This window comes from Brucella gallinifaecis (assembly GCF_006476605.1).
Taxonomy (GTDB): domain Bacteria; phylum Pseudomonadota; class Alphaproteobacteria; order Rhizobiales; family Rhizobiaceae; genus Brucella; species Brucella gallinifaecis.
The window spans coordinates 34,845-47,587 of the sequence record NZ_ML636810.1 but is presented as its reverse complement, the minus strand read 5'-3'; the positions used below and the strand labels follow the sequence as shown (position 1 = coordinate 47,587).

The window sequence follows — 12,743 nt, the reverse complement described above, 5'->3', positions numbered from 1 at the left end:
TGCAGAATTTTCAGGGGCATTAACTATTTTGTCGCACGGTTTCCATGATCCGGTGATTTTGGAAGCTGCGGCAAAAATTTGGAAAAGCCGCTGCCGGGCTTTAAACCTTCACGCATGAAGAATGCACGCAGTGGCGCGAATGAGCGCAGCATTTCCAACCCCATATTGCGTGCTATTTGTGCAGGAAGCATTGGCGAGAGGAGCGAGCGGTTTAAGGCATCGACTGATCCGGTGCGTGCCAGAATATCAGGGCGGCGGCCACGATCATAGGCACGGATCACACGGTCTGAACCGGGATCGGAAGGATCACTTGCCATTGCCCGGACGAGTGTTTCGACATCGCGTGTGCCGAGATTGAGACCCTGCGCACCAATCGGTGGAAAGACATGGGCTGCCTCACCGATCAGAATGGTGCGTTTTGCTGCAAATGACAAAGGCACCATCCCCGATAGCGGCCATGCCTGGGGCTGGATATCAATGGTAATCCTGCCAAGCATTGATTGCATCATGGCTTCAATACGCTGGGCAAAAGCTGTTTCATCAAGTTTAAGCAGCTCGTCAGCGCGGTTTGGATTAACAACCCAAACCAGACTGGAGCGCTTTCCTTTAAGCGGAACCTGTGTGAACGGACCTTCTTCGGTGTGAAATTCGGTCGAGATATTCTGGTGATCGACTTCATGCGCAAAGGACAGCACAACGGCAGTCTGCGGATAGCTCCAGCGGCGGGTGCGAATGCCTGCTGCCTGACGCGCTGCAGAATTGCGCCCATCAGCGGCAACGACAAGTCGTGTATGCAGTGTATTGCCATCCGCAAGTGTGATGGTGATGTGATCACTATTGTTGCGATATTCAATGGCGTTGCGGGTTATGCGCTTAATATTCGGATTTTCAGCAACGGCTTGCGCGAGTTTCTGATTGAGTGCTGCATTTGGAATATTGTAACCAAAAGCCTCTTCATCAATTTCGCCGGCGCGAAAAGTAACGGTGGGGCTGCGGATAAGCCGTGTTGTTGCGTCAATAATGCGCATCGAGGCAAGAGGGGCGGCTTCCGGGGCAATATTGGCCCATATTCCGATGTCTTCAAGAAAACGAATGGCAGGCATCATGAGAGCCGTGGTGCGACGATCATTGATATCGGTTTCAGGGCCGAGCAATGCAGTGCGATATCCTTTGGCACTGAGCGCCAGTGCCGCCATCATGCCAGCAGGCCCGCTGCCGCTGATCGTGATTTCGGTGAGGGGCTTTTCTACAATTACATCATTCATAATGCTCTATCCCTGACCGAAGATGTTTCGGTCCAAAGCGATTCTTATCGCATCGTGTCTTATGGTATTTAACCGCAAGTGACAGCCAAAGGCCATTGCGCGTTCAGCTAAATCCCAATCTTTGGTGGAATGATGGCGGTTTTGTCTCATGACTTACTTGCTCTTTTGGCCTTATTCGGAGAAAGCTTATCAAGAGAGTATGGCTTGCGATGGCTTTATGCCCGTAAGTCCTGTCTGCCGTCTCATGCTGTTTTGAAAATGCGGGTGACGGTGATCAAGAGAAATGGCGAGCGGCGTGAAAAGCAAACTGACCGGAAAATTAAAAGCCAGGAAAGTGACTGCGCCCCAGGCGAAGGCATTTTCTGTGCATCTGCTTACTGCGTCGGGATCGTTTCTGGCGTTTTTATCCATTGTTGCAGCCAGTGACGGGCGTTATACCGCTATGTGGTGGTGGCTTGGCCTGGCACTGTTTGTCGATGGTATTGATGGACCGATTGCCCGCAAGCTGGAAGTCAAATATGTTCTTCCCAACTGGTCGGGAGAGCTGCTCGATAATATCATCGACTATGTGACCTATGTCCTGATACCAGCCTTTGCGCTCTATCAAAGCGGATTTATGGGGACCAATCTTTCCTTCATATCCGGGGCGATCATAGTGATAACCAGCGCAATTTATTATGCCGATACCGGTATGAAGACCAAGGAGAATTTCTTCAAAGGCTTCCCCGTTGTCTGGAACATGGTGGTTTTCACGCTTTTCATTGTCCGCCCCGGCGAATGGGAAGCTTTTGCCATTGTGGTCCTGTCGGCCATTCTTTCTTTCCTGCCAATCAGCTTTTTGCATCCGGTGCGCGTGGTGCGTCTGCGCCCGCTTAATCTGACGATCTTTTTACTCTGGTGTGCTTTTGGTGTTGCCGGTCTTTATTATATGCTTGATGCCCCGCTCTGGGTGCGCATCGGCATTACGGTGACGGGGCTTTATATCTATTTCATCGGTGCAATCATGCAGTTCTTTCCACAGCTTGGACGAACCGCTGCGGTGATTGCGGCGGAGCAGGCGGCTGACGCGAAAAAGAAAGGCTGAGGAAACATGATTAATGCCATTCGGGTTCACCAGACTGGCGGACCGGAAGTTCTGCAATATGAGCAGGTCGAGATCGGTGAACCGCAAGCGGGTGAAGCCAAGGTGCGTCACGAGGCTATCGGGCTGAACTTCATCGATGTCTATTTCCGTACCGGACTTTACAAAGCGTCGCAGATGCCGTTCACACCCGGCAATGAAGGTGCAGGCATTGTTGTGGCCGTTGGCGACGGGGTTGAAAATCTCAAAATTGGTGATCGGGTTGCCTATGCTGCGACACCGGGTTCCTATGCGCAAGAACGTATTTTGCCCGCCGACAGGCTTGTCAAAGTACCAGACAATATCGAACTGACAACTGCCGCAGCCATGATGCTTAAAGGTATGACGGCGCAATATCTTCTGCGTCAGACCTTTGTGGTGAAGCCGGGACATACAATCCTGTTTCATGCGGCAGCCGGTGGTGTCGGGCTTATTGCCGGTCAATGGGCGAAGCATCTTGGCGCAACTGTTATCGGGACGGCCGGATCGGAAGAGAAGGTCGCTTTGGCCAAGGCGCATGGTTATGATCATGTCATCAATTACCGCACCGAAAACTTTGTTGAGCGTGTGAAGGAACTGACCGGCGGCGAAGGCGTCAATGTTGTCTATGACTCCGTTGGGCGTGATACCTATATGGGTTCGCTTGATGTTTTGAAGCCGCTGGGCATGTTTGCCTGTTTTGGTCAGTCATCTGGCGTTATTCCACCTTTTGATCTCAATCTGCTTGCGCAGAAAGGCTCGCTTTTTGCGACCCGCCCGACATTGTTCAATTATGTCGCCAAGCGTTCTGAACTCGAAAAGACCGCGAATGAATTATTCGATGTGGTGGCGAGCGGCGCGGTGAAGATCGAAATCAACCAGACCTATGCGCTTAAAGATGTGCGCAAGGCGCATGAAGACCTTGAAGCGCGTAAGACAACGGGTGCGACTATCCTGCTCCCATAGTTTATGTTGAGTGTATAAATCTGACGGCGGTGTGCATATGTCCTCCGCCGTTTTCTTTTTAGCTTTTCAACTGTGATCTTGCTGGATAAGATTATCCAAAAATAAACTCGGGGAATAATGTCAGCGCCTTTAACCGCCCGGCCTCTTCTGGATGTCCGTGGGCTTACTAAGATATTTGGTAAGCTCAAAGCCTGTGATGCCGTTGATCTTGTCATTGCTGAAGGAGAAATTCACGCGCTTCTGGGCGAGAATGGTGCTGGCAAATCCACATTTGTAAAAATGCTGTTCGGGGCATTGCAGCCGCTGGAAGGCGAGATCGTCTGGAAAGGCGAGCGTGTAACGATTACCGAGCCTGCCATGGCCAGAAAGCTTGGCATTGGTATGGTTTTTCAGCATTTCTCATTGTTTGACTCGCTGACTGCTGCCGAAAATATTGCTCTTTCTCTTGAAGGTTCGCTCTCGCTTTCTGACATTGCCAAGCGTGCTTATGATGTGGGACAGGCCTACGGCCTTCCGATTGATCCGCAGGCTCATATTGGTGATCTTTCGGTGGGGGAGCGCCAGCGTATTGAGATTGTGCGCTGCCTTTTGCAGCAGCCAGACCTGATTATTCTTGACGAACCCACCTCGGTTCTGACCCCTCAGGAAGCGGATCGTCTGTTTGAAACGCTTGAGCGTCTGAAGGCGGAAGGAAAGTCGATCCTCTACATTTCGCATCGTCTTGAAGAAGTGAAGCGCCTTTGTGATCGCGCTACCGTATTGCGTCACGGTAAAGTTGTTGCGCATTGCGATCCAAGGCAGGAAACTGCCGCATCGCTTGCCCGCATGATGGTGGGTAATGATATTAAAGTCGTGGCACGCAGCCCGATTGAAGGCGCGCAAAGCCAGCCAGTCCCGCTTTTGGAAATCAGCAATCTGTCGCAGCCACCGCGGGGTCCATTTTCCACTGCATTAAACGATATTTCGCTGTCTATCAAAGCTGGCGAAGTTGTTGGTATTGCAGGGGTTGCAGGCAATGGGCAGGGTGAGTTTTTTGAAGCCATTTCCGGCGAGGCTCAGCAATCAACTGCATCCGCCGTGCGTATTCGTGGCCAGGATGCCGGCAAGTGCGGTATCAGCGATCGCCGTATGATGGGCGCCGCTTTTGTCCCGGAAGAGCGTCTGGGACATGGCGCAGCACCTGCTTTGTCACTCACAGATAATCTTTTTCTCTCACGTTATAAAACGGATGCCAGATCATTCATGCGCGGAGGCAGTTTGAAGCTTATTGCGGAAACTGCGCTGCGGCTGGCCGCAGAGCGTATCATCAAGACAATGGATGTGCGCAAGAGTGCTGAAAACCCGCCGGCATCGGCTTTGTCTGGTGGCAATCTGCAAAAATTTATCATCGGGCGTGAGCTTGATCGTTCTCCAGCGGTGATGATCGTCAATCAGCCGACCTGGGGTGTTGATGCGGGTGCGGCTGCGCATATCCGTCAGGCACTGGTTGATCTCGCCCGTTCTGGTTCAGCCGTTCTTGTGATTAGTCAGGATCTTGATGAACTGCTTGAAATCAGTGACCGTATTGCCGTGATGCACCATGGCACGCTTTCCACACCAATGCCGATTGCACAGGTGACGCTGGAAAAGATCGGTCTGCTCATGGGGGGTATATCCGGCTCTGATCAGGCGGGGGCGGCGTGATGCGTATTGAACTGGTAAAACGTCCGCAACCTTCAAAAATCTTCAGTGCCGTTTCGCCATTGCTGGCACTGGCGCTGACGCTTGTTTTTGGCGGTATTGCCTTTGCATTGATGGGCAAGGATCCGCTTCATGCGCTTTATGTCTTCTTTGTCGAGCCTTTGCTGGATGTCTGGTCGTGGCATGAGCTTCTGGTCAAGGCAACACCGCTTATCCTGATTGCGATCGGTCTTTGTGTATGTTTCCAGTCCAACAACTGGAATATCGGCGCCGAAGGGCAATTTATCATCGGTGCCATTACTGGATCCATCCTGCCGGTGATGTTTCCCGATTTGCAGATATGGGCTGTGCTGCCCTTAATGATGCTGATGGGCATGGCAGGTGGTGCTGCCTATGCATCTATTCCTGCTTTGTTGAAAGTGCGCTTCAATACCAATGAAATTCTGACCAGCCTGATGCTGGTCTATGTGGCACAGCTTTTCCTTGATTGGCTGGTGCGTGGTCCATGGCGCAACCCGGAAGGGTACAACTTCCCCGAAACACGACAGTTTAATGCAAGTGCGGTGCTGCCGGAAATATGGAGCGCATCGGGACGTGCGCATTGGGGATTCATTTTTGCCATTATTGCTGCAATCATTGTCTGGTTTTTGCTCGCCAAAACGCTGAAAGGCTTTGAAATCAAGGTTATTGGCCAAAGTCCAAGAGCAGGCCTTTTTGCAGGTTTCAGCCGGGGCAGGCTGGTGTTTTTCGTTTTTGCGATTTCTGGTGCCTTGGCCGGTCTAGCCGGTATTGCAGAAACTTCCGGTGCAATTGGCCAGCTTCGTCCGGTCATTTCGCCCGGATATGGCTTTACGGCCATCATTGTCGCTTTTCTTGGCAGGCTCAACCCGATTGGCGCGATTGCAGCCGGCTTCGTTCTGGCGCTTTCCTATCTCGGGGGCGAGGCTGCACAGGTTGCCATTGGTATTTCTGAAAAATCGGCCCGGGTGTTTCAGGGCATGATCCTGTTTTTTGTGTTGGCTTGCGACACACTCATCCACTATCGCATCCGCTTTGTGGCGGGTCGCGCAGCAGGAAAGGTGTGATCAATGGATTTGACACAGGCAATCCTTCTCACCATCGCAACCGCTGCAACGCCTTTGCTGATCGCAGCGATTGGCGAACTGGTCGTCGAGCGCTCTGGCGTGCTTAACCTTGGTGTTGAAGGCATGATGCTGATGGGAGCCGTGTCCGGCTTTGCGGCAGCGCAATTTACCGGTTCGGCATGGCTTGGCATGATTGCAGCCATTATTGTCGGTAGTCTTTTCTCCGGTATTTTTGCATTCCTGACCCTGACACTTGTAACCAATCAGGTGGCAACAGGACTTGCGCTCACCATTCTGGGTATTGGTGCATCGGCCATGCTGGGCGAAAGCTTTGTCGGCATGCCGGGCGTCAGGCTCGATGCAATCAGCATTCCCTATCTGACCGATATTCCTTATGCCGGACGTTTTTTGTTCGGACAGGATCCGATTTTCTATATCTCCATCCTGCTGGTAATCGGTGTGACATGGTTTTTGTTTCGCACACGCGCAGGGCTGCAATTGCGGGCCATTGGTGACAATCACGGCTCTGCCCATGCGCTTGGTGTGCATGTGGTGCGTACGCGCTATCTGGCTGTGCTGTTTGGCGGAGCTTGCGCCGGGCTTGCCGGGGCGCAGCTTTCACTGGTTTACGTGCCGCAATGGGTTGAAAACATGTCAGCCGGGCGCGGCTGGATTGCACTTGCGCTGGTGGTTTTTGCATCATGGCGTCCGTGGCGCGTGCTGATCGGTGCTTATCTGTTTGGTGCGGTGACAATCGGACAGCTTCACGCGCAGGCGCTTGGCTTTGGTCTGCCATCGCAGTTTTTGTCGGCTTTGCCTTATATTGCGACCATCGTGGTGCTGGTCATTATCTCGCGCAACAGACGTTTGACGATGATGAATACGCCTGCGTCGCTTGGCAAGCCATTCGTGCCGGACAGGTAAATATGCGTTCTGAACGGCAGACCGGCTCCCACGGCCTGCCGTTTTGTTTTGAGGGTGAAAAAAAGGAGTGCAGGGAACATGAAAAAGATGCTGTTGGCGATTGCCACCGCAGCAAGCTTCGTGCTTGGCGGTGCAGCACATGCAGAAGACAAGCTGAAAGTTGGCTTCATCTATATCGGACCTCCGGGAGATTTCGGCTGGACTTATCAGCACGACGTCGCGCGTAAGGAAATGATCGAAGCCCTTGGGGACAAGGTTGAAACCACTTTTCTCGAAAATGTACCGGAAGGTGCCGATGCCGAGCGTTCCATTGAACGTCTGGCACGCGCTGGCAACAAGCTGATCTTCACCACTTCATTTGGCTATATGGACCCGACCATCAAGGTTGCAGCCAAGTTCCCGGATGTGAAATTTGAACATGCAACCGGCTATAAGACTGCTGATAATGTTTCCGCCTATAATGCACGTTTCTATGAAGGCCGTTATGTGCAGGGCCAGATCGCTGCAAAGCTTTCGGAAAAGGGTGTTGCAGGCTATATTGCCTCGGTTCCGGTCCCGGAAGTTGTTCAGGGCATCAATGCATTCATGCTTGGTGCGCAATCGGTCAATCCTGAATTTAAAGTGAAGGTCATCTGGGTCAATTCATGGTTTGATCCGGGCAAGGAAGCAGATGCTGCCAAGGCGCTGGTTGATCAGGGAGTCGATATTCTGACGCAGCATACAGATTCGACCGCTCCCATTCAGGTTGCGCATGAGCGTGGCATCAAGGCGTTCGGTCAGGCTTCTGATATGATCAAGTTTGGTCCTGAAACCCAGCTCACCGCGATTGTCGATGATTGGGGCCCATATTATATCGACCGCGCCAAGGCTGTGCTTGATGACAAATGGGAAAGCCAGAATATCTGGTGGGGCATGAAGGAAGGCCTCGTCAAAATGGCACCCTATACCAATATGCCGGACGACGTGAAGAAAATGGCAGAGGAAACCGAAGCCAGGATCAAGTCGGGTGAACTCAAGCCATTCACTGGTCCTATCAAGAAGCAGGACGGTTCGGTATGGCTTAAGGAAGGCGAACAGGCTGATGATGCAACATTGCTCGGTCTGAACTTCTATGTTGAAGGTGTTGACGACAAGCTGCCACAATAAGCTGTCGTTCTGTTGTAAAAAGAAGGGCGCTCTAAAGCTTAGTTTTAAAGCGCATCTTATCCGAAAACCGCTTCACACTTTTCGGGATGCGCTTTGAGCGCCCTTTTTTACACTGTTTGAAACATATGGCTCAAGCTGCGGCTCCATCTTTCATAGGCTGCGGCCATGCGGCTGTCATAGTGATTGCGGGCAAAACCTGGCCCATTATAACGACGCGCAAAATTGCGCCAGTTCTTTTCCCGAAGCGTTGTTTTCAGCCCGGCCTTGTCGATAAAGTTCAGCATCAAGGCGACCTGACCTGCAATGCTGCTGCGGGCTTCTGTCACCAGTTCATCAATGCTGCGATATTCAAGCCATTGCCAATGGGCACCCATCACCTGACCAAGACCCCATGAGGTGGATTCAAGCGCTGCCTGTCTGTGAAGTTTTATAGCCCTTTCCAGCAAAAGCCAGCGTTCACGCTGCGTTTTTGGGTTTCGTACCCGCCCGGCTTCGGGTGCTGACAATCCGGCCTTTCGCGCCTGATCCCTGAGCTTGCCGGCAAGTCGGCGGTCGAAATAATGGCCTTCAAAACGGATGGCCGGTTCTTTTTTTCCGGTCACGTCAAAAAGGGCACGGCCACCGCTTTCGACTTCTGCGACCGCAAGAAGTGCGGCAGGGGTAATCTCCGCTTCATTGGCCATTGTAATAATTGCTGCAAAAGTTTCGGTATCAAACAATAGGGTTCCCTCTGAAATGCACATTTATCGAGGCCAGATTGTCGCTGCCTTTCAGGGGGCGGGGATAAATAACTTGAATTTGCCGCGTTCGGGGACTAGTTCGGAAGAAACCGAAAAGAGATACGACCGATGAGTAATTTACCTTTTACTGTTGCTGCCCTTTATTGTTTTGCGCCGCTGCCGCAATATGAAAGCCTGCGTGAGCCGCTGGCCGAGCTGTGCTGCTCAAATGGCATCAAGGGGACGTTGCTGCTGGCTGCGGAAGGTATTAACGGAACGGTTGCAGGCACAAAACCTGCCATTGAGAAGTTGATTGCTTACATCACGTCTATCCCTGAGCTTGCCAATCCCGAGCTTAAATATTCCCATGCAACTGAAATGCCCTTCTATCGCATGAAGGTGCGTTTGAAGCGTGAAATTGTGACCATGGGTGTGGATGGCATTGATCCGCTGAAAAGCGTTGGCACCTATATTGCGCCAAAGGACTGGAATGCGCTGATTGCCGATGAAGATACCGTGGTGGTCGATACCCGCAATGATTATGAATATGCGATTGGCACTTTCGAGGGTGCGCTTGATCCGAACACCAAAACCTTCCGCGAGTTTCCACAATGGGTAGAGCAAAACCGCGATAAGCTTGAAGGCAAGAAGATTGCCATGTTCTGCACGGGCGGCATTCGTTGCGAGAAGGCGACTGCCTTTGTCAAAGGTTTGGGTTTTGATGATGTGTTTCATCTCAAGGGCGGCATTCTGAAATATCTTGAAGACGTGCCCAAGGAAGAAAGCATGTGGAAGGGGGATTGCTTCGTGTTCGACGAGCGCGTGGCAATCGGCCATGGGTTGACGGAAAGTGATATTGAACTTTGCCGGGCCTGCCGTCGTCCGATCACTGCGCAAGACAAGCTTTCACAGTTTTTCGAGGAAGGCATTTCCTGCGCGGGCTGTTATGATGAGCGCACGCCGGAAGATCGAGCACGCTTTGCCGAGCGTGAAAAACAGGTACGTCTCGCCAAGCAGCGCGGCACAAGCCACAAACATATTGGTCGCTAGAATTTAGGGGTGCGCGGTTCTTTTGCCGCATTATATTCGTGTCCTGACCCTAGTCAAAGCCAACACAGCTCTTTAAAGTGGCCTCGTTTTCGGAACGATCTGAATTCGTTACGGAAAATGGGGCGACTTTTGCATGAACGCCCATGTTAGCCAAGGGTCTGACGGCATCCGGGTCGCGTTTGCCTCCATCATTCCCATCATCGCAAGTTGAAATAGCGTCGGATTTTTTCGGCGGATGATGGTGATTGCCCAAATTCGGGTTCTATGGAGGTCGACAATGAAAAAACTTATTGCTGCATTTCTTATCACGGTTGCAGCCGGCGCTGCATCGGTTGCCCATGCTGCTGAAAAGGTCACGGTTTTTGCCGCAGCCAGCATGAAGGATGTGATCGAGGAAGCTGCCAAGCAGATCAAGGCCAAGGACGGTACAGAAGTGGTTGCTTCTTTTGCTTCGTCATCGGTTCTTGCAAAGCAGATAGAGCAGGGCGCACCAGCAAATATATTCATTTCTGCCGATCTCGACTGGATGAATTATGTCGAGAAAGCTGATGTGATTGACAAGGCTTCGCGCAAGGTGATTGCCGGTAATGCATTGGTGATTGCAACGCAGAAAGATGATGCAAAGGGTGATGCCAAGGAACTCTTAAGCGCTGGTCGTTTTGCCATGGGTGATCCATCAAATGTGCCTGCTGGCAAATATGGCAAGGCCGCGCTCGAAAAGCTTGGCATCTGGAAAGACGTTGAAAAGAACGCTGTCTTTACCGAAAATGTGCGGGTTGCCCTTCAATATGTGAGCCGTGCTGAAGTGAAGGCTGCAATAGTCTATGCATCTGATCGCGCAGCAGCACCTGATCTGATTGAAGCCTATCGCTTCCCGGCTTCCAGCCATGCGCCTATTCTTTATCCTGCGGCCCTGATTGCGAAAAATGAAACCGATGCGGCCAAGGCTTTTCTTGCTTTCCTTGAAAGCGATGCCGGTCAGGCGATCATCAAGGATAAGGGCTTTGTAGGCGCTAAAGAGGCAACTGAATAATGAGTGAAGGGGATGTCTGGCAGATTGTTGCTCTGTCGCTCCGGGTTGCCGGAATAGCTATTTTAGTGGCGCTGCCCATCGCCTTCCTTGTTGCATGGATTCTTGCCCGGTTTAATTTTCCGGGCAAGTCGCTTGTGCAGGCCATTGTCACCATGCCGCTGGTTTTGCCGCCGGTGGTGACGGGATATCTGCTGCTGATCCTGTTTGGAGCGCGCGGTGCGCTTGGCGCACCTTTGCAGGAATGGTTTGGCCTTTCCTTTTCTTTTCGCTGGACAGGGGCGGCACTTGCTGTTGGTGTGATGGCGTTTCCTTTGCTGGTGCGCCCTATTCGCCTGTCGATTGAAGGGCTTGATCGCGGGCTGGAAGAAGCGGCGCGTACGCTGGGCGCCAACAGGTTTGTATCTTTTTTCACGGTGATTTTGCCGCCCTTGCTGCCGGGTATTCTGGCGGGTGCTGTGCTTGGTTTTGCCAAGGCGCTGGGTGAATTTGGTGCAACCATCACTTTTGTTTCCAACATTCCGGGTGAAACGCAAACGCTGTCGCTGGCAATTTATGCGCTGTTGCAGACGCCGAGCGGTGACGCTGAAGCTTTCCGTTTGATTGCGATTTCCGCAGCCATTTCTATCGCCGCCGTGGTGTTGTCTGAATGGTTGCAGCGCAGGCTTGCAGGAGACGCGAAATGAGCGGTCTTGAAGTTTTTGTCACTGGTCGTAATGGCAAATTTGAGGTTGAGGCAGATTTCTCCGCAGGTTTAGGCATAACGGCTCTTTTCGGGCATTCAGGTGCGGGAAAGACTACTCTTCTCAAAATGATTGCAGGCACACTGCGCCCGGAAACTGGCCGTATAGCTGTTGATGATTTTACGCTTTTTGATGCAGATAAAGGCATCAACCTGCCGCCTGAAAAACGGCGTATCGGCTATGTGTTTCAGGATGCGCGGCTGTTTCCGCATATGAGTGTGAAGCGCAATCTCAATTATGCGCGTTGGGCTGGCAAGCGCCAGAACAGACGCAGTTTTGATGAAGTGGTGGCGCTGCTTGGTGTTGCGCATTTGCTTGATCGTCGTCCATCAACGCTTTCAGGTGGTGAGCGGCAGCGCGTGGCAATTGGTCGTGCGCTTTTGTCTGATCCGGCTTTGCTGCTGCTTGATGAGCCGCTTTCTTCGCTTGACCATGCTCGCAGGCAGGAGATTTTGCCATTTATCGAGCGCCTTCGCGATGAAAGCCATGTGCCGATTGTCTATGTCAGCCATGAAATCGATGAGGTTGCGCGGCTTGCCGATGAAATTGTCTTGCTCTCAGCCGGCAAGGTGAAAGCCAGTGGCGAGGCTGCTGAAATTTTCCCGCTCATCGATGGGGATGGCGAGGGGGCTGGCGTGTTGCTGGAGGGGATAGTTTGCGCCTATGACGAGCATTACAAGCTTGCAGAAATCGACCTTGGCGGGACAACATTCCAGCTAAGCGATACGGGGCTTCAGCAAAATATGCATGTGCGTCTTCGGGTTCGCGCACGCGATGTCTCGATTGCCCGCAAGGCACCAGATGCAATCAGTATTCGCAATGTCTTGCCGGTTTCCATTGTGGCGATTGAAACGGCAGACGGTCCCAATGCGCATGTCGCGCTCGACTTTCAGGGACGGCGTCTTGGTGCAAGGCTGACCCGGCGCTCGGTTGATGATCTGGGGCTTGCTGTGGGCGATCAGGTCGTGGCGCTTGTCAAGGCTGTCTCCGTGGATCGTGCTGCAGTCAGGGAAAAATAAGCCATAGTAAAAAACGT

General features: G+C 52.2%; 12 protein-coding genes. 10 read left to right on the top strand and 2 right to left on the bottom strand.

What is annotated here, in order from left to right; translation table 11 throughout:
- Positions 1 to 23: 23 nt before the first annotated feature.
- Entirely contained in the window at positions 24 to 1,265 is a 1,242-nt protein-coding gene (locus FHY56_RS14390) for a UbiH/UbiF family hydroxylase (RefSeq protein ID WP_140905855.1), read from the bottom strand.
- Positions 1,266 to 1,548: 283 nt separating this feature from the next.
- On the opposite strand from FHY56_RS14390, the gene pcsA reads away from it, so the two are divergent.
- The 6 genes from pcsA to FHY56_RS14360 all read left to right on the top strand — a co-directional run bounded on the left by pcsA (position 1,549) and on the right by FHY56_RS14360 (position 8,165).
- On the top strand, positions 1,549 to 2,349 hold the full coding sequence (gene pcsA, locus FHY56_RS14385; RefSeq protein ID WP_140905854.1) for a phosphatidylcholine synthase: 801 nt from the start codon (positions 1,549 to 1,551) through the stop codon (positions 2,347 to 2,349).
- 6 nt (positions 2,350 to 2,355) lie between these two features.
- Positions 2,356 to 3,330 (top strand): quinone oxidoreductase family protein, encoded by a 975-nt coding sequence (locus tag FHY56_RS14380; protein WP_140905853.1) that lies wholly within the window; start codon positions 2,356 to 2,358, stop codon positions 3,328 to 3,330.
- Between the two features lie 117 nt (positions 3,331 to 3,447).
- Positions 3,448 to 5,013 (top strand): ABC transporter ATP-binding protein, encoded by a 1,566-nt coding sequence (locus tag FHY56_RS14375; protein WP_140905852.1) that lies wholly within the window; start codon positions 3,448 to 3,450, stop codon positions 5,011 to 5,013.
- Positions 5,013 to 6,095 carry an ABC transporter permease gene (locus FHY56_RS14370; protein WP_140905851.1) on the top strand — a complete coding sequence of 361 codons (1,083 nt, stop codon included), beginning with the start codon at positions 5,013 to 5,015 and terminating at the stop codon, positions 6,093 to 6,095. Before FHY56_RS14375 ends, FHY56_RS14370 begins: the two co-directional genes overlap by 1 nt.
- A gap of 3 nt (positions 6,096 to 6,098) precedes the next feature.
- Positions 6,099 to 7,019, top strand: a complete 921-nt coding sequence (locus FHY56_RS14365; RefSeq protein WP_140905850.1) for an ABC transporter permease — start codon at positions 6,099 to 6,101, stop codon at positions 7,017 to 7,019.
- Positions 7,020 to 7,097: 78 nt separating this feature from the next.
- On the top strand, positions 7,098 to 8,165 hold the full coding sequence (locus tag FHY56_RS14360) for a BMP family ABC transporter substrate-binding protein (RefSeq protein WP_140905849.1): 1,068 nt from the start codon (positions 7,098 to 7,100) through the stop codon (positions 8,163 to 8,165).
- Between the two features lie 107 nt (positions 8,166 to 8,272).
- Here FHY56_RS14360 and FHY56_RS14355 read toward each other — a convergent pair whose 3' ends face one another.
- Entirely contained in the window at positions 8,273 to 8,884 is a 612-nt protein-coding gene (locus tag FHY56_RS14355) for an N-acetylmuramidase family protein (protein WP_140905848.1), read from the bottom strand.
- Between the two features lie 129 nt (positions 8,885 to 9,013).
- Here FHY56_RS14355 and trhO point away from each other — a divergent pair, with 129 nt between their 5' ends.
- The 4 genes from trhO (at position 9,014) to modC (ending at position 12,726) form a co-directional block, all read left to right on the top strand.
- Entirely contained in the window at positions 9,014 to 9,934 is a 921-nt protein-coding gene (gene trhO, locus FHY56_RS14350; protein WP_140905847.1) for an oxygen-dependent tRNA uridine(34) hydroxylase TrhO, read from the top strand.
- A 277-nt stretch (positions 9,935 to 10,211) separates the two neighbouring features.
- Positions 10,212 to 10,967, top strand: coding sequence for a molybdate ABC transporter substrate-binding protein (modA, locus tag FHY56_RS14345; protein ID WP_140905846.1), 756 nt, complete (start codon positions 10,212 to 10,214; stop codon positions 10,965 to 10,967).
- Positions 10,967 to 11,650 (top strand): molybdate ABC transporter permease subunit, encoded by a 684-nt coding sequence (modB, locus tag FHY56_RS14340; RefSeq protein WP_140905845.1) that lies wholly within the window; start codon positions 10,967 to 10,969, stop codon positions 11,648 to 11,650. The genes modA and modB overlap by 1 nt, the downstream gene beginning before the upstream one ends.
- Complete coding sequence (modC, locus tag FHY56_RS14335; RefSeq protein WP_140905844.1) at positions 11,647 to 12,726, top strand: molybdenum ABC transporter ATP-binding protein; 1,080 nt, start codon at positions 11,647 to 11,649, stop codon at positions 12,724 to 12,726. Before modB ends, modC begins: the two co-directional genes overlap by 4 nt.
- Positions 12,727 to 12,743: the final 17 nt, after the last annotated feature.

Excerpts from the sequence above, each read along its gene's own strand:
- FHY56_RS14390 (WP_140905855.1), bottom strand. The coding sequence starts at position 1,265 with ATGAATGATGTAATTGTAGAAAAGCCCCTCACCGAAATCACGATCAGC.
- pcsA (WP_140905854.1), top strand. The coding sequence starts at position 1,549 with ATGGCGAGCGGCGTGAAAAGCAAACTGACCGGAAAATTAAAAGCCAGG.
- FHY56_RS14380 (WP_140905853.1), top strand. The coding sequence starts at position 2,356 with ATGATTAATGCCATTCGGGTTCACCAGACTGGCGGACCGGAAGTTCTG.
- FHY56_RS14375 (WP_140905852.1), top strand. The coding sequence starts at position 3,448 with ATGTCAGCGCCTTTAACCGCCCGGCCTCTTCTGGATGTCCGTGGGCTT.
- FHY56_RS14370 (WP_140905851.1), top strand. The coding sequence starts at position 5,013 with ATGCGTATTGAACTGGTAAAACGTCCGCAACCTTCAAAAATCTTCAGT.
- FHY56_RS14365 (WP_140905850.1), top strand. The coding sequence starts at position 6,099 with ATGGATTTGACACAGGCAATCCTTCTCACCATCGCAACCGCTGCAACG.
- FHY56_RS14360 (WP_140905849.1), top strand. The coding sequence starts at position 7,098 with ATGAAAAAGATGCTGTTGGCGATTGCCACCGCAGCAAGCTTCGTGCTT.
- trhO (WP_140905847.1), top strand. The coding sequence starts at position 9,014 with ATGAGTAATTTACCTTTTACTGTTGCTGCCCTTTATTGTTTTGCGCCG.
- modA (WP_140905846.1), top strand. The coding sequence starts at position 10,212 with ATGAAAAAACTTATTGCTGCATTTCTTATCACGGTTGCAGCCGGCGCT.
- modB (WP_140905845.1), top strand. The coding sequence starts at position 10,967 with ATGAGTGAAGGGGATGTCTGGCAGATTGTTGCTCTGTCGCTCCGGGTT.
- modC (WP_140905844.1), top strand. The coding sequence starts at position 11,647 with ATGAGCGGTCTTGAAGTTTTTGTCACTGGTCGTAATGGCAAATTTGAG.